The organism is Schaalia radingae (assembly GCF_900106055.1).
Taxonomy (GTDB): Bacteria; Actinomycetota; Actinomycetes; order Actinomycetales; family Actinomycetaceae; genus Pauljensenia; species Pauljensenia radingae_A.
Map to the genome: position 1 here is coordinate 1,169,078 of NZ_LT629792.1, position 18,404 is coordinate 1,187,481.

Annotated in this window: 14 protein-coding genes; 11 read left to right on the forward strand and 3 right to left on the reverse strand. The window is 58.4% G+C overall.

Annotated elements, in window-relative coordinates; all coding sequences use genetic code 11:
* The first annotated feature begins 32 nt into the window (after positions 1 to 32).
* Complete coding sequence (gene rpsA, locus BLT69_RS05190; RefSeq protein WP_058236645.1) at positions 33 to 1,490, forward strand: 30S ribosomal protein S1; 1,458 nt, start codon at positions 33 to 35, stop codon at positions 1,488 to 1,490.
* An 82-nt stretch (positions 1,491 to 1,572) separates the two neighbouring features.
* Here rpsA and BLT69_RS05195 read toward each other — a convergent pair whose 3' ends face one another.
* Together BLT69_RS05195 and BLT69_RS05200 are read right to left on the reverse strand one after the other, a co-directional pair.
* The gene (locus tag BLT69_RS05195) at positions 1,573 to 2,904 is read right to left on the reverse strand and encodes an alpha-L-fucosidase (protein WP_092648558.1); all 1,332 of its coding nucleotides are present in this window, start codon (positions 2,902 to 2,904) and stop codon (positions 1,573 to 1,575) included.
* Positions 2,905 to 2,944: 40 nt separating this feature from the next.
* The gene (locus BLT69_RS05200) at positions 2,945 to 4,063 is read right to left on the reverse strand and encodes an ROK family transcriptional regulator (protein WP_092648559.1); all 1,119 of its coding nucleotides are present in this window, start codon (positions 4,061 to 4,063) and stop codon (positions 2,945 to 2,947) included.
* A 285-nt stretch (positions 4,064 to 4,348) separates the two neighbouring features.
* Between BLT69_RS05200 and BLT69_RS05205 the strand changes: the two genes are divergently transcribed.
* Genes BLT69_RS05205 through BLT69_RS05235 form a run of 7 tightly spaced genes read left to right on the forward strand, consistent with a single transcriptional unit; the run spans position 4,349 to position 10,764 of the window.
* Entirely contained in the window at positions 4,349 to 5,626 is a 1,278-nt protein-coding gene (locus BLT69_RS05205; protein ID WP_070727121.1) for an ABC transporter substrate-binding protein, read from the forward strand.
* Between the two features lie 11 nt (positions 5,627 to 5,637).
* Positions 5,638 to 6,555: a carbohydrate ABC transporter permease gene (locus BLT69_RS05210; protein ID WP_058236649.1), complete on the forward strand. Its 918-nt coding sequence runs from the start codon at positions 5,638 to 5,640 to the stop codon at positions 6,553 to 6,555.
* Positions 6,545 to 7,468 (forward strand): carbohydrate ABC transporter permease, encoded by a 924-nt coding sequence (locus tag BLT69_RS05215; protein ID WP_058236650.1) that lies wholly within the window; start codon positions 6,545 to 6,547, stop codon positions 7,466 to 7,468. The genes BLT69_RS05210 and BLT69_RS05215 overlap by 11 nt, the downstream gene beginning before the upstream one ends.
* 26 nt (positions 7,469 to 7,494) lie before the next feature.
* Positions 7,495 to 8,952: a M81 family metallopeptidase gene (locus tag BLT69_RS05220; protein WP_092648561.1), complete on the forward strand. Its 1,458-nt coding sequence runs from the start codon at positions 7,495 to 7,497 to the stop codon at positions 8,950 to 8,952.
* Between the two features lie 5 nt (positions 8,953 to 8,957).
* On the forward strand, positions 8,958 to 9,884 hold the full coding sequence (locus BLT69_RS05225) for an ROK family protein (protein WP_257590430.1): 927 nt from the start codon (positions 8,958 to 8,960) through the stop codon (positions 9,882 to 9,884).
* Positions 9,859 to 10,554, forward strand: coding sequence for a copper homeostasis protein CutC (locus tag BLT69_RS05230; protein WP_092648563.1), 696 nt, complete (start codon positions 9,859 to 9,861; stop codon positions 10,552 to 10,554). The genes BLT69_RS05225 and BLT69_RS05230 overlap by 26 nt, the downstream gene beginning before the upstream one ends.
* Before the next feature lie 9 nt (positions 10,555 to 10,563).
* Entirely contained in the window at positions 10,564 to 10,764 is a 201-nt protein-coding gene (locus BLT69_RS05235; RefSeq protein ID WP_058236654.1) for a DUF6199 family natural product biosynthesis protein, read from the forward strand.
* Between the two features lie 4 nt (positions 10,765 to 10,768).
* Here BLT69_RS05235 and BLT69_RS05240 read toward each other — a convergent pair whose 3' ends face one another.
* Complete coding sequence (locus BLT69_RS05240) at positions 10,769 to 12,475, reverse strand: alpha-glucosidase (RefSeq protein ID WP_157886352.1); 1,707 nt, start codon at positions 12,473 to 12,475, stop codon at positions 10,769 to 10,771.
* A gap of 129 nt (positions 12,476 to 12,604) precedes the next feature.
* On the opposite strand from BLT69_RS05240, the gene uvrB reads away from it, so the two are divergent.
* The 3 genes from uvrB (at position 12,605) to BLT69_RS05255 (ending at position 18,385) form a co-directional block, all read left to right on the forward strand.
* Positions 12,605 to 14,713 (forward strand): excinuclease ABC subunit UvrB, encoded by a 2,109-nt coding sequence (uvrB, locus tag BLT69_RS05245; protein ID WP_092648565.1) that lies wholly within the window; start codon positions 12,605 to 12,607, stop codon positions 14,711 to 14,713.
* A gap of 169 nt (positions 14,714 to 14,882) precedes the next feature.
* Positions 14,883 to 15,986, forward strand: a complete 1,104-nt coding sequence (locus BLT69_RS05250) for a TerC family protein (protein WP_092648566.1) — start codon at positions 14,883 to 14,885, stop codon at positions 15,984 to 15,986.
* Positions 15,986 to 18,385 carry an HAD-IC family P-type ATPase gene (locus tag BLT69_RS05255; protein ID WP_092648567.1) on the forward strand — a complete coding sequence of 800 codons (2,400 nt, stop codon included), beginning with the start codon at positions 15,986 to 15,988 and terminating at the stop codon, positions 18,383 to 18,385. Before BLT69_RS05250 ends, BLT69_RS05255 begins: the two co-directional genes overlap by 1 nt.
* The last annotated feature ends 19 nt before the right edge of the window (positions 18,386 to 18,404 follow it).

Here is an 18,404-nt window from a genome sequence, read left to right on the forward strand (position 1 = left end):
ACTAGATCGTCCGTTTCGGAGTACATAACTACATGACCACAAGCACCGAGCAGCCGAGCATCTCTACGCCTCAGGTTGCAGTGAACGACATTGGGTCTGAAGAAGACCTGCTCGCCGCCATCGACAAGACCATCAAATACTTCAACGATGGGGACATTGTCGAGGGAACAGTCGTCAAGATTGACCACGATGAGGTCCTCCTCGACATCGGCTACAAGACCGAAGGAGTCATCCTTTCACGCGAATTATCCATCAAGCATGACGTCGATCCTGATGACGTCGTCGCGGTGGGTGATCAGATCGAAGCTTTGGTACTCCAGAAGGAAGACAAGGATGGCCGCCTGCTTCTGTCGAAGAAGCGTGCACAGTACGAACGCGCATGGGGCCAGATCGAAAAGGTCAAGGAAGAAGAAGGTGTTGTCACCGGCACTGTCATCGAGGTCGTCAAGGGCGGCCTGATCCTCGACATCGGCCTGCGCGGCTTCCTGCCCGCGTCCTTGGTTGAGATGCGTCGCGTGCGTGACCTGCAACCCTACATCGGCCGCGAGCTTGAAGCCAAGATCATCGAGCTCGACAAGAACCGCAACAACGTGGTCCTGTCGCGCCGCGCATGGCTCGAGCAGACGCAGTCCGAGGTTCGCACCAACTTCCTCAACACCCTGCAGAAGGGACAGGTCCGCAACGGCACCGTCTCCTCGATCGTCAACTTCGGCGCATTCGTCGACCTGGGTGGCGTGGACGGCCTGGTGCACGTCTCCGAACTGTCCTGGAAGCACATCGATCACCCGTCAGAGGTTGTCGAGGTCGGCCAGGAAGTCACCGTCGAGGTCCTCGACGTCGACATGGACCGCGAACGCGTCTCCCTGTCCCTGAAGGCCACCCAGGAAGATCCGTGGCAGGCATTCGCCCGTACCCACGCAATCGGCCAGGTTGTGCCCGGCAAGGTCACCAAGCTCGTTCCGTTCGGTGCGTTTGTGCGCGTCGAGGACGGAATCGAAGGCCTTGTCCATATCTCCGAGCTCGCCCAGCGCCACGTTGAGATGCCGGAGCAGGTCGTCAAGGTCGGTGAAGAGGTCTTCGTCAAGGTCATTGATATTGACCTGGAACGTCGCCGCATCTCGCTGTCGCTTAAGCAGGCCAACGAGGGCGTCGACCCGAAATCGGAAGACTTCGATCCGTCACTGTACGGAATGGCTGCCGAATACGACGAAAACGGCAACTACAAGTACCCTGAAGGCTTCGATCCGGAAACCCAGGAATGGATGGAAGGATACGACGAGCAGCGCGAGGCCTGGGAAGCCCAGTACGCGGAAGCGCACGCCCGTTGGGAAGCCCACCGTGCCCAGGTTGCCAAGGCACTGGAAGAAGACGCAGAGGCTGCTCCGTCAGTCGAGGAACAGGCGTCCTACTCCTCGCCGGTTGACAACTCCGGCACGTTGGCATCGGATGAGGCACTCGCCGCTCTGCGCGAGAAGCTGACGAACAACTGATGCTGATGCGGTAAGAAGCTGCACGAAAGATCCCGACTCGCTTAGCGAGCCGGGATCTTTCTATAGGACAGCGACGGTGATGCTACTTCATACGCACTGCGCACACCGCGAGGGAACCTGAACGTAGGCTGTCCGGAATCTGTACCGCGAGGCCGTTGCGCTCAGCCGGTGACGAATTACCGAGCCAGCGAACAGACGCATCGCTCGGGCACCCTGACGGAATCTCAACGTCGCTGCGCTGAGAAGGATCCACGAAGATGAAGAGTTCACCATCATTGCGCGTGTAGCGTTGCGAGGACTTCCTACTGTCAGCATCGGTAAAGACGCGCGTGCCGTAGATCGCCTCGCCGTTCGTCTTCAACCACTGTCCCAGGCCGCGCAGCGAGTTTTGCTGGAGCTCCGGGATCGTGCCATCGGCGCGTGGTCCGACATTGATGAGCAGATTGCCGTTCTTGGAGACAGTGTCGACGAGTAGATCAATCAGGGCTGGTGCTGACAGGGTGTTGTTCTCGTCTTCATTGGTGTTGTAGCCGAATGAATGCCCCAGACCACGTGTTGCTTCCCACGGCTCGGGGATCACTGAGTCGATGATGCTGTACTCGCGCGTCAGGTAGCCATGGTAGGGAATACCCCAACGATCGTTCACGACACCATCGGGAACAGTCGAGAAGTATTTGCGGAAAAGCGAGGCCAGAGCGTAATCCTCATTCGATTTTCCGCTGTCGGGCCATTCGATGTCGTTCCAGAGAATGTCGGGATGGAAGCGGTCAATCAGCTCGCGCAGCTGATCGGCCGCGTAGCGCGCAAATTCAGGGTCATTGCGACGGTAGACGAACAGATCTCTGTCCGATTCGATCGGCGGGAAATGCGCAACGTGCCAGTCATGGGCGCCCGAGAAGTAAACGCCGAACTTGAGTTTTGCCTCGCGCGCACTGTCATGAAACTCCTGAATGATGTCGCGCTGGGGGCCTCGCTGCGCGGCTGAGAAGTTCGTGGTGTCCGTGTTCCACAGGCAGAAACCGTCGTGGTGCTTGGTTGTGGGAACGAGGTAGCGCGCACCTGCCTCAACGAAAAGGTCCACCATCGCGCGCGGATCGAACTTCTCCGCGTGCCACATGTGCGCAAAATCCTCGTAGGAGGTCCCGATTCCGTACTTCTTGTTGTGGCGAATATGCGCCGGGCTGTGCGGAATCCGCACTGTATTGGCATACCACTCGGCGTAGGAATGCATCGCGTATTCGTCATCGGGCTGTACGCCTTCTTCAGGCAGCGATGCCCAGGCGGGAACAGAGTAGAGACCCCAGTGAACAAAAATGCCGAGTTTGGCATCCTGGAACCAGTCGGGCACATCGCGTTGCGGGTAGGTTGGCTCAGGAGAGAAAACCGGGCCGGTGCGATGTTCGAAATTAATCATGAGCACTATCCTTTGTCATTTGTTGATTTCTTCGGTGGTCTTAATGAATGAGAGCAGGAAGATGAAAGACGGTATCTCGAATCAGCTCAAAGCCGCCGTAGATACCGGCGTCAGCGCCCAGAGTTGCCTGCGATATCAGCAAGTTGCGAGTGACGAGGGGGTGGCATCCGCCGTACAGCTCACTGCGTATGGAGGCGATGAAGATCTCCAGCGTGGAAAGCCTGCCGCCGATAAACAGTGCATTAGGATTGGCAAAACCGACCACGCTGCACAGAACTTCACCGAGCGCGCGACCGGCATCGCGTATCAAAGTGGTCGCCGCTGAATCACCCTCGTGCGCACGCGCGACAAGTTCGGGTAGCGAGGTGATCGACATCCCGTTGGCGCGTGCACGCTCCACGAGGGCGACTCCAGAGGCGATCGTTTCGAGGCACCCGATATTTCCGCATCCACACGGCCGGTCAGTACTGCGATGGGAGCGCACGTGTGAAATGTCACCTGCCATGCCGGAGGCGCCGTGATAGATCTTTCCGTCCACCACGATGCCGCTGCCGATGGCGGCACCAGCTTTAACGGTAATGGAGCGCTCGATTTCCGGATGGTGACGGGCTTCGCCCAATGCCATGAGGTTCGCGTCGTTCTCGACCGCGACGGGCACATCGATGTGAGATTCCATCCATTCGCGAATAGGGAAGTGAGTCCACCCTGCCATGCGTGCCCCCACGTCGATGCGTTGGAGTTCCTGGTTCACAGGTGCCGGAACGCCAAGGCTGATGCCACGAAGCGTCGCGTCAAGGTCGACGTCCAGATCGGCTCCTGTAAGTGAGTCAAGGGCGCTGGACAGAACATCCCGGGGCGGTAAAGACAGGTCAAGAGACGCTTCCCACGAGGCCAGCAGGTTCCCTTGCGTGTCGAACACTCCGAAGCGAACATGGGCGCCGCCCATGTCAATGGCGGCGAACGTGCTGGGGGTGCCAGCCGTCTCAAGAACCTGAGGACGCCTGCCACCTTTGGACTTACCCGCTCCGGCCTCACGTAACACGTTGTTCTCGAGAAGTGCCTGCACTCGCACCGAAACGGTAGAAGGCGATAACTTAAGGAGAGTCGAGAGGTCTGAACGTGTCGTCGCAGAACCACTTGCAACCGCTTCGATAATCATCGCATCAGTTGTGCTTGTCTCCTGTGGAGTAAATGTCTGGTTCGTCAAGAGGACGCTTCTTTCGGTTTGAAGGATCGGACAGCGGGACTACGTCATCGATTTGTTACCTGTCTGGTTCGAATTTTACTAGAAAGTCATATATAGTTCTATTGGAAACGATGATAGTTTCTTCGATGCCGTTAAAAGAAGGCTGAAGTATCGTTGACGACGCGAAGACTTCTTGGAATCAGCATCTCGATACACAGGTCAAGTCCTATGTGGGACTCACCGAAGAAAGGTCTCTTAATGCAATCTCTACAGAAAAAAGCAGCAGCGGCGCTACTTGCTACAGGTATGACATGTTCCCTCGTTGCATGTTCTGGGGGCGGTGACAACGCATCGGCATCTGGGAATGGATCAGGCGGATCGATCACATGGGATATGTGGGGCGGCTCCGACGATGATCTGGACTGGATTAGCCAAACTGCCGACATCGTCCGCAAACAGAATCCGGATATTGAGCTGAAAACACAGACCGCCTCATGGGGCGACTACTTCACCAAGCTCACCTCGAACATGTCGTCAGGAAACCTGGCGTGCATCACCTCAATGAACGGGCAGAAGCTGTCGGGCTTCTATCAGGCACTGTCACCTCTGACCGATGAGGACCTCGAAAAAGCGGGGATCAAGAAAGAGGACTTCACCGACGGAGCCCTCGACATCATGACCTTCAACGACAACCTGTACGGCATTCCCTACGACGTGTCAGCGATGATGGTCTTCTACAACAAGGACATGTTCGCTGAAACCGGTGCGAAGGAACCGACCCTGGACTGGACCTTCGACGACTTCAATGAAGCTGCGAAGAAGACCACGACCGACCAGCACAAGGGCTTCGGTATCGGCATGGGTGAATTCCAATGGATGGCACTGCCGATCGCACTGTCCGGCACCCAGCCTGTGACCGCTGATGGCAACATCGACCTGACGAACCCTGACTTCGTCAAGGCCGCTGAATGGTATGCCGACCTTGTTCTGACGGAAAAGGTTGCCGATCCGGTCCCGTCAGCATCTGAAGCTGGCTGGGGCGAAGAACAGTACCAGAACGGCAACGTTGCAATGGCTGTGGACGGCACCTGGAACGCCTACGGCTACTTCAACAACGAAGCAGGCTTCAAGGCCGGCGCAACACGTCTTCCTCAGGGAGACAACGGATCTCTGGGCCTTATCCTTGGCTCCGGTTTCGGTATCTCGGCCAACTGTGACAACCGTGACGCCGCACTGAAGGTACTGGGCTCACTGGTGTCGAAGGAAGCACAGGACCTCCTGAGCTCCTCGGGCCGTTCTTACCCCTCACGTATCGAATCTCAGGCGCAGTACTTCGATTCCTTCGATGAAGCTGTCCGGGAAGAAGTGAAGGCCGCATTCGACGCTGCATTCAAGGATCAGCAGGGTCAGAACTCCACCCCTGTGTGGTCGCAGGTTAACAACTACATTCAGCCCAACCTCGTGTCGGTCTACACTGGCCAGACGCCAATGTCTCAGATGCTTGAGCAAGCTCAGGCACAATTTGGCAATAAGTGAGGTTGACCGCAATGACCGCACAACCTGCCGTCACGAATCGGCGGAGTTCACTGCGGAAGATTGAGTCCCGTCAAGCGCTGGGCTTTGTCAGCCCAGCGCTTGCGGGCCTCTGCCTCTTCACAGTCGTTCCCGTCGTCCTGTCGGTCGTGATGAGTCTGTTCAACTGGCCAGCCTTTGGCGAACGAACCTTCATTGGCCTTGAGAATTATCGCAACCTGCTGTCAGGTCAAAATCCTGACTTCTATCCTGCTCTGCGAAATTCCATCATCTTCACGGTCACCTACGTACCTGTCAACATCGTTGTCGCACTGACGCTGTCACTGCTGCTCGGCCCGAGAATCAAGGGACGCAACGCTTTCCGCGTTCTCTTCTTCATTCCAGTAGTGACGCCGATGGTTGCCAACGTCCTGGTCTGGAAGATGCTGCTCCAGCCTCAGGGTCTCTTCAACGGCATAGCGGTATCAGTATTCGGTTTCCAACTGCCGAACTTCCTTGCTGATCCCGTATGGGCAATGGTCATGATCGTTGTCATGTCGGTATGGCAGGGCGTGGGCTACAACATGCTGATCTTCTCAGCAGCACTCGAGCAGCTTCCCGAACCCGTTATCGAGGCAGCACGCCTCGACGGAGCCAAGGGAGCGCAGATGCTCTTCCGCGTCATCCTTCCCATGATGTCGCCGTCAATTTTCTTCGCTGCAGTCATGACGATCATCACCTCACTTCAGGTCTTCGTCCAGCCGCAAATGCTCACCGGTGGTGGGCCTGGAAATGCAACATTGCCGCTGGTCATGTTCATCTACAACCAGGGCTTCAAGTTCCAGCAGCTCGGTGTTGCAGCTGCCGGCGCATGGATCCTGTTCATCCTGGTCATCCTGGTCACAGCTTTCCAGTTCAAGGCTCAAAAGAGGTGGGTCCACTATGAGTACTGATGTCGCAACAACCACGGCACCCCAGAAGGGGACACAGAAAAAGCAGGTTGCCAACAGGCACAGTCAGCCCGGACTTCTGGGCGGTGAACCCTCGCGCGTCAAGGACATCGTGGCGAATGCGACCGTATGGCTCGCAGCCATCCTCTTTGCGTCCCCACTGATCTACGCATTCTTCTCATCACTGAAGTCGAAGGACGAGATTTTCTCGATGCCCCCGACTTTGGTTGGTGAGAAGCTGCGGTGGAGCAATTACCTCGAAGTTTTCACCTACGGCCCGTTCCTGACCTACATTAAGAACTCCTTCATCGTCTCAATCGCAGGAACGCTGCTGGTGCTGTTCGTATCCGCGACAGCCGGTTACGCATTCAGTCGACTGCGCTGGCGCGGGCGAGAACTCGTCTTCGTCCTGTTCCTTGGAACCATGATGGTTCCGCAGGAAGTTCTGGTCGTTCCGATGTTCACCGTGATGAAATGGTTTGGCTGGGTTGACACCTATCAGGCATTGATCTTCCCATTCGCATTCGGCGCATTTGGCACATTCCTGATGCGTCAGTTCATGCGCGGTATCCCATTCGAACTGGAAGAAGCGGCACGTGTTGATGGTGCCGGTCCGATCCGCACGTTCGTTCAGATCATTCTTCCTTTGACCAAGTCGGCAATCGCCGTGCTGGCGGTCTTCACATTTATGTCTTTCTGGAACTCATACCTGTGGCCGCTGATTGTGACCGTCGACTACTCGCGCTTGGGAACTTTGCCAATTGGTCTTGCCTCGTTCTCAAGCCAGACCGGGACGCGATGGGATCTGCAGATTGCTGCAGCGATTATTTCAATGATCCCGACAACAGTCCTGGTCATGATTCTTCAGAAACACCTGATTAAAGGTATCGCCATGTCCGGCATGGGTGGTCGCTAAACAGAACTGGTGAAATAGGAAAAAACATGACTCTTCCGCGAATAGCAATTTGTGGGCTCCACATCGAGTCCTCGACTTTTACCCCATACGTTTCAACTGAAAAGGATTTCCAGGTCAGCCGCGGTGACGAGCTGCTCGCACGTTACACGTGGATGGACGAGGACTGGGCGCGCCAGGTCGAATGGATCCCGATCCTTCACGCCCGCGCACTGCCGGGCGGCCAGGTGCTGCGTTCAGACTACGAAGCCTGGCGGCAGGAAATAGTCGACGGCTTAACCGCCGTTGCACCTGTCGACGCAGTCTTCTTCGACATCCACGGCGCCATGACCGCTCAGGGATACGACGATACCGAGGGTGACCTGATCACAGCCGTCCGTGCAGTTGTCGGAGATAAACCCCTGATCTCGACCTCCATGGATCTGCACGGAAACGTGTCCCGAGCCCTGTTCGCAGGATGCGATCTGCTCACCTGCTACAGGATGGCACCCCATGAGGATGCGTTCGAATCGCGCAAGCGAGCAGCGGTGAACCTAGTGGAACGACTGGTCAGTGGCAAAGGCAGGCCGGCTAAGGCACTGGTTCACGTGCCGGTGCTGCTGCCTGGTGAGAAGACATCGACACGTATTGAACCAGCCAAGTCGCTGTATGCCATGGTTCCGGAGGTTGAAAAGCGTCCCGGTATTCTTGACGCGGCAATCTGGGTCGGATTCGCATGGGCGGATCAGCCACGCTGCCAGGGGGCCGTTGTGGTCACAGGCGATGACGCTGAGGACGTGAAAGCTCAGGCTCTGCGTCTGGCTCAGCATTTCTGGGATGTACGCGATCAGTTCGAATTCGTTGCACCCGTGGGGACCATGAGCGAGTGCCTTGAGCACGCCCTCGACGCTCCGCGTCCGTTCTTCATTTCGGATTCCGGAGACAACCCCGGTGCTGGCGGTGCTGATGACTGCACTGCGGCGCTGTCGGAGCTCCTGGAGTGGGCACCGGTAAAGGATGAGGCGCTCAACGTTCTGTATGCATCGCTGGTTGATCCGAATGCCGTGAAGGTGGCGGATCAGGCCGGTGAAGGGGCACAGGTCGATGTTGAGCTGGGCGCGCACATCGATACGCGTGAACCCGGACCGCAAAAGGTCCACGCGACAGTGCTCCGAGTAATCGATGATCCTGAGGGTGGTCGCACCTGTGCGTTGAAGATCAATAGCCTGACTGTCATTGTGACCTCTCAGCGCATGCAATACCATTCCCGCGTGCAATATGAGCGACTGGGGCTGTCGATCGATGATCCCGATGTCGTGGTAGTCAAGATCGGCTACCTGGAACCGGATCTGTACAAGGCACAGGCCGACTGGATGATGGCACTGACTCCAGGCGGAGTTGATCAGGATCTGATTCGTCTGGGACATCGCCGCATTGACCGACCGATGTTCCCATTCGATGAGGATGTGACCGACGCCAGACTGGACGTAGAGGTGTTTATCTCTTGAACACCGTGGTTGCGGGGGTTGATGTTGGCGGTACGTCCATCAAGTCATTCCTGGTGGACTCAGCTGGACACGTCACCGATGCTGTACACCTGGACACGCGTCCGGGCAACGTGGTCGAACAAGCGTGCCACGTCGCCCGGACCATCGTGGACAAGTGGCCAGAGGTCGCCGGAATCGGTGTCATCACACCTGGTGTGGTGGACGAAGAGGCCGGCGTTATCAAGTATGCGTCTAACCTCGAACTGAAGAACGTGAACCTTGCCCAGCGCATGCAGGAAGCATGCTTACGGCCGGTGCGCCTCGGACATGACGGGCGGGCAGCAGGATTGGCTGAAGGTCTCCTGGGCGCTGGCCAGGGCGCACCCACCTTCATCATGGTTCCCATCGGCACCGGCATTTCGGCAGCCATTTGCCACGGTAACCGACCGTGGGCAGGTGATGCCTTCAGCGCCGGAGAAGTTGGCCACACGCCGGTCATTCCGAATGGTGAAACATGCACGTGCGGACAGCGAGGCTGCACGGAGGTGTACGCATCAGCAAAAGCCATCGCGCGACGCTTCACGCAGAAGACCGGCAAAGAGGCAACAGCTCGCACGGTAGAGGATCTGCTGGGAATCGACCCCATTGCAGATGAGGTATGGGATACCGCCACTTACGCGCTGGCCCTGTGTTTCGCGCACCTCACCTTCGCCCTCGACCCCACCCGCTTCGTTGTCGGCGGGGGCCTGTCCAACGCCGGTGAGACGTTGCTGGAACCGGTGCGCCGTCACCTGCGTGACCTGATGGCGTGGCGAACACCTCCCGAAATTGTGACCGCCCGCCTGGGCGCAGAGGCAGGGAAGTGGGGAGCCGCGATCCTGGGTGCCCAGGCTGCGAACCGGCAGATGTGGAACGACTGGAAGATCAATGACGGTTATCGAGCTATGTGTTGAAGACACTGAGGGAGTGCAGATTGCCTCACAGATGGGCATCGACAGAGTCGAGCTGTGCGATGACCTGAGCTGCGGAGGCCTGACTCCTTCTGATCGAGTGGTGGACAGCGCGCTCAGCGTCGCACCGTCAGGCGGGATGCAGGTGCTGATCCGCCCCCGTCCCGGCACATTCGTGATGCCCTCCGGTGAGGAACGCGACATTGCCGAGGCGATGCGACGCCTGCGTGAACGCACCGACCACACCGACATACCGGTGGGTTTCGTCGTCGGTGGACTGACCAGTGACCACGAGATCGATCAGGACGTGCTGTCACTGTGGCGCGACGCGGCCGGGGAGAGACCACTGACTTTCCACCGTGCCTTCGACACCGTGCAGAATATGGACCGAAGCCTCGACCAGCTTATTCGTGCGGGATTCGATCGAGTGCTCACCACCGGCGGTGATGCGTCTGTGGTCAACATGGAGAATATTCGCCACCTGACAGACCGCGCAGCTGGAGAGATGATCATCCTCGTGTCGGGCGGTTTGCGCTCGCACAATGTCGCCTCCGTGATCCACCGCACCGGAGCGACCGAAGTGCATATGCGTGCTCCGGCACAGCAGCCAGGACGCACCGATCCTGACGAGGCGCAGCGAATCGTCGCTGTGGTTCGCGGGCAGAATTTGTAAAATCACCTCATGTTGTGGTTTTTCGTCGTCCTTTTTGGCGCCCTTGGCCTCCTGATGGTCATCCGCCCGCAGATCATCTGGAAGCTTCTGGTACGCGGCACGCAAGCATCGGAACAGCCCGCCCCCTCGCGAGCACTGATCTCTCAGCGCATCGCCGGGGTCGGGCTGATTCTCGTGGCCGTTTACCTGGGCAGCACCCTGGTCGGGTGAGCACTTAAGCTGGGTGGATCACCCACCGGACTTCCCACGGGGCCAGAGCCGCGTACTCCCAGTCATCCCCGTTGTCGTGACGACGGTTCGACAAGATCACGTCGCCGTCGGGGACAGCGCAGGCAATGGAATGCGAGGACATATTCGCCACCGCATCGAGCACCTGGCCGCCCAACGTGCGCCGCACCCACCACATTGATGGATCATCTGGCTCGACCAGCTCGAAGTCACCCTCGACCAGAATCGGATACTCCTTGCGCAGCGCGATCATCGCGCGGTAGAACTCGAACGTGGAGCCTGCCTGGTCAACCTGTGCCTGCGCGTTGACCGTCTCATAATTCGGGTTCACCGGCAGCCACGGTTCACCGGTCGTGAATCCGGCGTTCTCGGTCGCATCCCACTGCATCGGGGTGCGGGCATTGTCGCGGCTCATCTTCACGATCGCCGGCCACACTGCCTGAGGATCCTGGCCGTCGAGGGTGACTGACTGGCGCCACTGACCAATCGTTTCCACATCCTTGAACTGGTCGATACCGGACCACGGGTAGTTCGACATGCCGATCTCTTCGCCTTCGAACACGAACGGTGTGCCCGGGTGAGCGTGCAGCATCGCGCCCCATGCGGTGGCTGAATGGTAGCGGTGATTCTCCTCATCGCCATAGCGCGACAGGGGACGCGGCTGATCGTGGTTCGACAGGTACAGGGAGTTCCAGCCCTTTCCAGCCAGTTCCTGCGACCAGCGCGCAAGGTTGCGCTTCATGTCAGGCAAATGCAGATCGCGAATGTGGTACTTGTCCCCGTCAGCACTGTCCAGCCCCATGTGCTCGAACTGGAAGATCATATCCAACTCGCGGCGCGCCGGATCAGAGGTCAAAATCGCATCATGGGGTGTGGCACCCGGTGTCTCACCGACGGTGAAGAACACGCGGTCGGGATAGCGGTCGAACACCTCGCGGTGCATTTGCTGGATGTACTCGTGGAAGTGCGGGCCGAATGCGGCCGATGTGATAGAGCCTTCGCCAGGCTGGTCGAATCCTTCAGGCTTGGAAATCAGGTTGATGACGTCCATGCGGAAGCCGTCAATGCTTCGGTCAAGCCACCAGCGCATCATCTCGAAGATCGCCTGGCGCAGCTGAGGGTTGTCCCAGTTCAAATCCGGCTGCTCAGGCGCAAACAGGTGCAGGTAGTATTGCTGGGAGGCTTCGTGCCACGTCCATGACGAGCCGTTAAACGCCGCAGTCCAGTCGTTAGGCTCATCACCGCGGCGCTGCCCTGCCGGCACCTCGTGGGGGGTTGCTCCCGGGCGCGGGTCGCGCCAGATGTACCAGTCGCGCTTGTCTGATGCGGGGTCGAGCGCCTCCTGGAACCAGGGGTGCCGGTTAGAGGTGTGATTAACTACAAGATCCATGATCAGGCGCATGTCGTGTGCGTGCAGCTGCGTGATCAGCTCATCAAGATCATCGAGGGTACCGAACATCGGATCAACATCCTGATAATCCGCAATATCGTATCCCATGTCGGCCATAGGGGAGCGGTACAGGGGAGACAGCCACACGATGTCAACACCGAGTTTCTTCAGATACGGCACTCGCGAGGTAATGCCGGGAATGTCACCGATGCCGTCACCGTTGGAGTCTTGAAAAGACCGAGGATAGATCTGGTAAACAGTCGAGGACTTCCACCATTGGGGCTGATCAGCAGTATGTGTCACGGTAATCCACCTTCATCGAAGACAACTCTGGTCTTATGGCGCATGCAGGCACTCATATAGATACGAGTCTAGGACACTTGCTCCATGGGCGGGAAGCGGTAGCAGTCTGCAGCGACTACGGTGGGACGTATGAGCGGGCAACGAATCTTATGCCAGGAACATCCTTTCGAAGTGATCGCGGAGTATTCCCCTTCAGGCGACCAGCCACACGCGATTCGTGAGCTTGCCGAACGCATCAACGGTGGGGAACAACATGTCGTGCTGCTGGGCGCGACCGGCACCGGCAAGACGGCAACAGCCGCCTGGCTCATCGAACAGATTCAGCGTCCCGCCCTGATCATGGAGCCGAACAAGACGCTGGCCGCTCAGCTCACCGCCGAGTTCCGCGAATTCCTGCCCAGGAACGCGGTCGAATACTTCGTGTCGTACTACGACTACTACCAGCCTGAAGCATACGTGCCCCAGACAGACACCTATATAGAAAAAGACTCCTCCATTAATGACGAGGTTGAACGCCTGCGACATTCGGCAACCAACTCATTGCTGACGCGTCGGGACACGGTTGTGGTCTCATCGGTGTCCTGCATTTACGGCCTGGGCACGCCTGAAGAATACGTGGCACGTATGGTGGATTTGCAGCGAGGAATGGTCATTGACCGCGACGATTTGCTGCGCGCCTTCGTGGATATGCAGTACGTGCGCAACGACATGTCATTCACCCGCGGCACGTTCCGTGTGCGCGGGGACACCATCGAGATCATCCCGGTGTACGAGGAACTCGCCATCCGCATCGAAATGTTCGGTGATGAAATCGACCAGCTCGCCGTATTGCACCCGCTGACAGGTGACGTAATACGTGACGTTGACCAGATCTACCTGTTTCCGGCCTCTCACTATGTCGCTGGCGAAGAGCGTATGAAGCGTGCGATCAAGTCGATTGAGGATGAACTGGCCGAACGCCTCGAATGGTTCGAATCTCAGGGCAAACTTCTCGAAGCGCAGCGACTACGCATGCGCACAACCTATGATCTGGAAATGCTCAAGGAAGTCGGCACCTGCTCGGGTGTGGAGAACTATTCACGCCATATTGACGGTCGCGGCCCCGGCACGCCGCCGCACACTCTCCTGGATTATTTCCCGGACGATTTCCTGCTCATTATCGATGAATCTCACGTCACGGTTCCGCAGATCGGTGCCATGTTCGAGGGTGACATGTCGCGTAAACGCACCCTCGTCGATCATGGTTTCCGTCTTCCCTCGGCAATGGACAACCGGCCACTGAAGTGGGATGAATTTGGTGAGCGCATCGGGCAGACCATGTATCTGTCGGCCACACCCGGCCCCTACGAGCTCGAGCGTTGCGACGGAGTTGTTGAACAGATCATTCGCCCAACTGGCCTGGTCGATCCGAAGGTGATTGTGAAGCCTACCTCGGGACAGATTGATGACCTGCTCGAAGAAGTCCGGGTGCGTGTGGAACGCAATGAACGCGTCCTCGTCACCACATTGACCAAAAAAATGGCAGAAGACCTCACCACGTATCTGGCCGAACGCTCCGTTCGCGTCGAATATCTGCACTCGGATGTCGACACGTTGCGCCGCGTGGAACTGTTGCGGGAACTGCGTCAGGGCAAGTTCGACGTCCTTGTCGGGATCAACCTGCTTCGAGAAGGCCTCGACCTGCCCGAAGTATCGCTCGTGTCCATTCTGGATGCGGACAAGGAAGGGTTCCTGCGCTCAACGCGTTCCCTCATTCAGACGATTGGCCGCGCAGCCCGTAACGTGTCGGGCGAGGTTCACATGTACGCCGACAACATCACCGATTCGATGCGTGCGGCGATTGAGGAAACCGAAAGGCGCAGAGCCAAGCAGATTGCCTATAACGAAAAACATCACATTGATCCGACACCTCTGCGCAAGAAGATCGCTGACGTGACAGACATGCTCGCACGCGAGGACATTGACACGGAATCACTGCTGGAAGGTGGGTACCGTCAGGAACGCTCCGGCAAGCCCATCGGACATGCCCGAGCCAGCGACGACGTGTTGCGCCACGCCAGGGATACCCGTGAACGACTGGGACTTCAGGCTGAAGCTGAACTGGCGCAGCTCATTGACGACCTGTCAGCGCAGATGCATGCGGCGGCAGGCGATCTTCAGTTCGAGCTGGCCGCCCGGCTGCGTGACGAGGTGGCGGATCTCAAACGTGAGCTTCGACAGATGAAGGAAGCAAACTGATTCCGGGGCGTCTGAACGCGGTAGTATGAGATCCACGAGGGGAGTAATCCTTTAACCCGGTATCGTCATCTCGGGACGCTACGTGCGCGCAGCGAACCCGGTACCGAGGCCTGTCGCAGACAGGCGGACCAGACCTCGGCTGTATCACCCCGAACACGGAAGGTTTTACGTGGACGTTCACGCGCTCGGCTGGGTCGGCCTAGGCCTCGTCGTCATTGTGCTTATTTCTATCGACATCATCGGTCATGTCCGTACACCGCACGCCCCCACCATGAAAGAGGCGGCATTGTGGACTGTGGGCTACGTTTCTCTCGCGATGCTATTCGGAATCGGGATCTGGGCGATTTATGGCGGCCAGTATGCCGGAGAGTTCTACGGCGGCTGGATCACCGAATGGTCCCTGTCGCTCGACAACTTGTTCGTCTTTGTCATCATTATGAATTCGTTTAGAGTGCCGCGAGAATATCAGCAAAAAGCGCTGCTCAGCGGCATCATCATTGCGCTCGTCATGCGCCTGATCTTCATCCTGATCGGTGCCGCACTGATTGAGCGCTTCTCCTGGGTCTTCTTTATCTTCGGTGCATGGCTGCTATGGACGGCATACTCTCAGGCACGCCAGGGGACCGGCGGAGACGAGGAAGAATCCGAACAGGGTGAAAACGGGTTCATCCGCCTCGTGCGCCGCATCGTTCCCGTCACCGACGGGTATTACTCGGACCGGTTCCTCTATCGCCATGGCGGAAGGACTGCTGTGACACCGCTGCTGCTGGTGGTCCTCGCTCTGGGGTCAGCCGACCTCATGTTTGCGTTTGACTCCATTCCGGCAATCTTCGGCCTCACGAAAGAGCCGTACCTGGTCTTCGCGTGCAACGCCTTCGCCCTGCTGGGCCTGCGTCAGCTCTACTTCCTGATCGACGGACTGCTTGATCGTCTCGTGTACCTTCACTACGGCCTGGCCGTCATTCTTGGCTTCATCGGCGTGAAGCTCATTTTGCACGCCCTGCATGAGAACACGTTGCCGTTCATTAACGGTGGACAGGGCTTCGAAAGCGTCCCCGAGGTGGGCACACCGCTCTCACTGGCCGTCATCGCCGGAACGCTGATCATCACGGTGATCGCCTCGATCCTCAAGTCACGCCACTCAAACGTCCTGCGGGCACCTCAGCCGATTAATCGCAGTGCCAAGGCCGAGCAGGATGCGGCACGCTCCTCGGTGCGTGAGGTCGCTGACTCCGACGAGCAGCATACTGAGCCGCGTCCGTCAGTGGACTGATGCCAGCACCCGGGCCATCCGGCCTCACGGCCGCGCAAGTGGAAGAACGCACCCGTCAGGGTGAGGTCAACCATCACCATACGAAGACGTCCCGCTCGCTCGGATCAATAGCGCGAGCGAATGTTTTCACCCTGTTCAACACGATCCTTACCACCGCAATTGTTGTGGTACTGATTGTGGGGGACTGGCGGGACGCAGTGTTCGGCGGCGTGATGGTACTCAACGCCATCATCGGTATCGCGGCGGAATACCGCGCGAAGAAAACGCTCGATTCCCTGGCGATTGTCGACGCGCCGCATTCGCTGGTGTGGCGGGATGGTGAAGAGCGCGAGGTCCTGTCGGAAGACGTGGTACGCGGCGACATCATCGAGCTGCGCCTGGGGGACCAGGTTCCCGTCGATGGAATCGTGCAGACTTCCCACAGCCTCGACATTGACGAATCTTTGTTGACGGGCGAATCCGTACCGATCAGAAAAAAGCAGGGTGACCGCGTCCTGGCCGGCACCGCTGTCGTCTCAGGTGACGGCCTTATCGAAGCCACTGTTGTCGGCAACGCCGTTTACGCCCACACACTCACTGAACAGGTCCGCCGCTTCACGCGCACCACTTCCGAGATTCAGCAGGGCATTAACCGTGTCCTGCGGGTCATTTCGTGGCTGATTGTGCCCGTCACCGCGCTGATCGTATGGTCGCAGATCCGCCTCGATCCACTCAGCGGTGGATGGCGGCACGCACTCGTCCTGGCGGTCGCGGCAGTTGTCGGCATGATCCCGCAGGGCCTGGTTCTGCTGACCTCCATGAACTTCGCCCTCGGCGCGGCAACACTGGCACGGCGCAAAGTCCTCGTCAATGAGCTTCCCGCGGTGGAAGTCCTCGCGCGTGTGGATGCCCTCTGCGTTGACAAAACGGGAACGCTGACTACCGGCGGAGTGAGCGTCGATTCCATGATTCCCCTAGGCGCGGGTGACAGCGGTGACCGAATTGACGAGGGTGCCGCCCGCGCACTGTTGACACTCAATGCTTCCACACACAACGCAACTGCGGAAGCGATCGTTGCTCATCTGAAGGCGCAGGCACTCGAGGTAGAGCCAGCTGGCCTGTCTGCTAACTGGAGCGTCCCATTCAATTCGACACGCAAATGGTCGGGATTCAGTGATGGAGAGCAGGCCTGGGTGCTGGGCGCTCCGGAAATGACGGTGACTGACGCGAACGTGCTGGATCACGTCACGCGCGTTGCCGACCAGGGACTTCGCGTTGTGGTGCTCAGCTGTGCGCCGGCAGCTCCCTCATCAATGGGGGAGGAACTGCCGCAGGGACTTCAGCCGAACACGCTGATCGTCCTGCGCGAACAGATCCGCCCTGACGCTGCTGACACAATGGAGTATTTCCGCCGGCAGGGCGTGCGGGTACGTGTGATATCAGGTGACAATCCCGCGACTGTGCAGGCTATTGCGAACGTGGCCTCATTGCGTGAGGACCAAGCGACGATTCGCGGGATGGATGCGCGCACCCTGCCTGAGGACATGGACAGCGACGCGTTCGTGCAGGCCGTGATGGATCATGATGTGTTCGGACGTGTCACTCCGGAGCAAAAACGCGCAATGGTGCGGGCATTACAGTCTCGCGGGCATACTGTCGCGATGACGGGTGACGGCGTCAATGACGCACTTGCCCTGAAAGATGCTGACCTGGGGATCGCGATGGGCAGCGGTGCCCGCGCTACGAAAGCGGTGGCGCAGATCGTGCTGGTCGATGGAGCGTTTGCAGCTCTGCCAGGGGTCGTCGCTGAAGGGCGGCGCATCATGGCGAATATGGAACGTGTCTCCGCGCTCTTCCTGGCCAAGACGGTCTACGCCAGCCTCATTGCCGTCATCTGTGCCCTTGCCGCCTGGCACTACCCGTTCCTGCCCCGTCACTTCACTTACATTGATGCGCTGACCATCGGAATCCCGGCATTCTTCATCGCGCTGGGACCGAACAGGCGACGATACGTCAGCGGATATTTGAAGCGCGTGCTCGGCCTGGCCGTTCCATCAGGGTGCGTGTTGGCTGCAGCTGCGTTGACTGCGTACTGGATGGTGGGCGTGGGAAAAGTGGAGGGCCAAACCGCTGCCGCGTTGTCGTTGATGTGTGGTGCACTGTGGCTCCTGTCCATTACCGCACGCCCGGTCAATTCGTGGCGCGCCGGACTGATTGCACTCATGCTGACCTGCGCTGTCGCGGGAGTATTCATCCCATTCGTCCGCAATTTCTTTGCGCTGGAGTGGCCGGCAGCGCACGACGGATGGGTGATCCTCGCGTGCGGCCTCACCGCCTGTATCCTCATCGAAGCGGCGCATCGCGCATACTCATTGCGCCACCAGCGAAAGGCTGAAACGGACGGTGCGCCACTAGACTGACAGTGCGGAGATACCACGT

What these genes read in the sequence shown, in the direction of transcription:
- BLT69_RS05205 (WP_070727121.1), top strand. Translation starts at nt 4,349, where the DNA reads ATGCAATCTCTACAGAAAAAAGCAGCAGCGGCGCTACTTGCTACAGGT.
- BLT69_RS05195 (WP_092648558.1), bottom strand. Translation starts at nt 2,904, where the DNA reads ATGATTAATTTCGAACATCGCACCGGCCCGGTTTTCTCTCCTGAGCCA.
- BLT69_RS05210 (WP_058236649.1), top strand. Translation starts at nt 5,638, where the DNA reads ATGACCGCACAACCTGCCGTCACGAATCGGCGGAGTTCACTGCGGAAG.
- BLT69_RS05255 (WP_092648567.1), top strand. Translation starts at nt 15,986, where the DNA reads ATGCCAGCACCCGGGCCATCCGGCCTCACGGCCGCGCAAGTGGAAGAA.
- BLT69_RS05200 (WP_092648559.1), bottom strand. Translation starts at nt 4,063, where the DNA reads ATGATTATCGAAGCGGTTGCAAGTGGTTCTGCGACGACACGTTCAGAC.
- BLT69_RS05215 (WP_058236650.1), top strand. Translation starts at nt 6,545, where the DNA reads ATGAGTACTGATGTCGCAACAACCACGGCACCCCAGAAGGGGACACAG.
- BLT69_RS05220 (WP_092648561.1), top strand. Translation starts at nt 7,495, where the DNA reads ATGACTCTTCCGCGAATAGCAATTTGTGGGCTCCACATCGAGTCCTCG.
- rpsA (WP_058236645.1), top strand. Translation starts at nt 33, where the DNA reads ATGACCACAAGCACCGAGCAGCCGAGCATCTCTACGCCTCAGGTTGCA.
- uvrB (WP_092648565.1), top strand. Translation starts at nt 12,605, where the DNA reads ATGAGCGGGCAACGAATCTTATGCCAGGAACATCCTTTCGAAGTGATC.
- BLT69_RS05230 (WP_092648563.1), top strand. Translation starts at nt 9,859, where the DNA reads ATGACGGTTATCGAGCTATGTGTTGAAGACACTGAGGGAGTGCAGATT.
- BLT69_RS05235 (WP_058236654.1), top strand. Translation starts at nt 10,564, where the DNA reads ATGTTGTGGTTTTTCGTCGTCCTTTTTGGCGCCCTTGGCCTCCTGATG.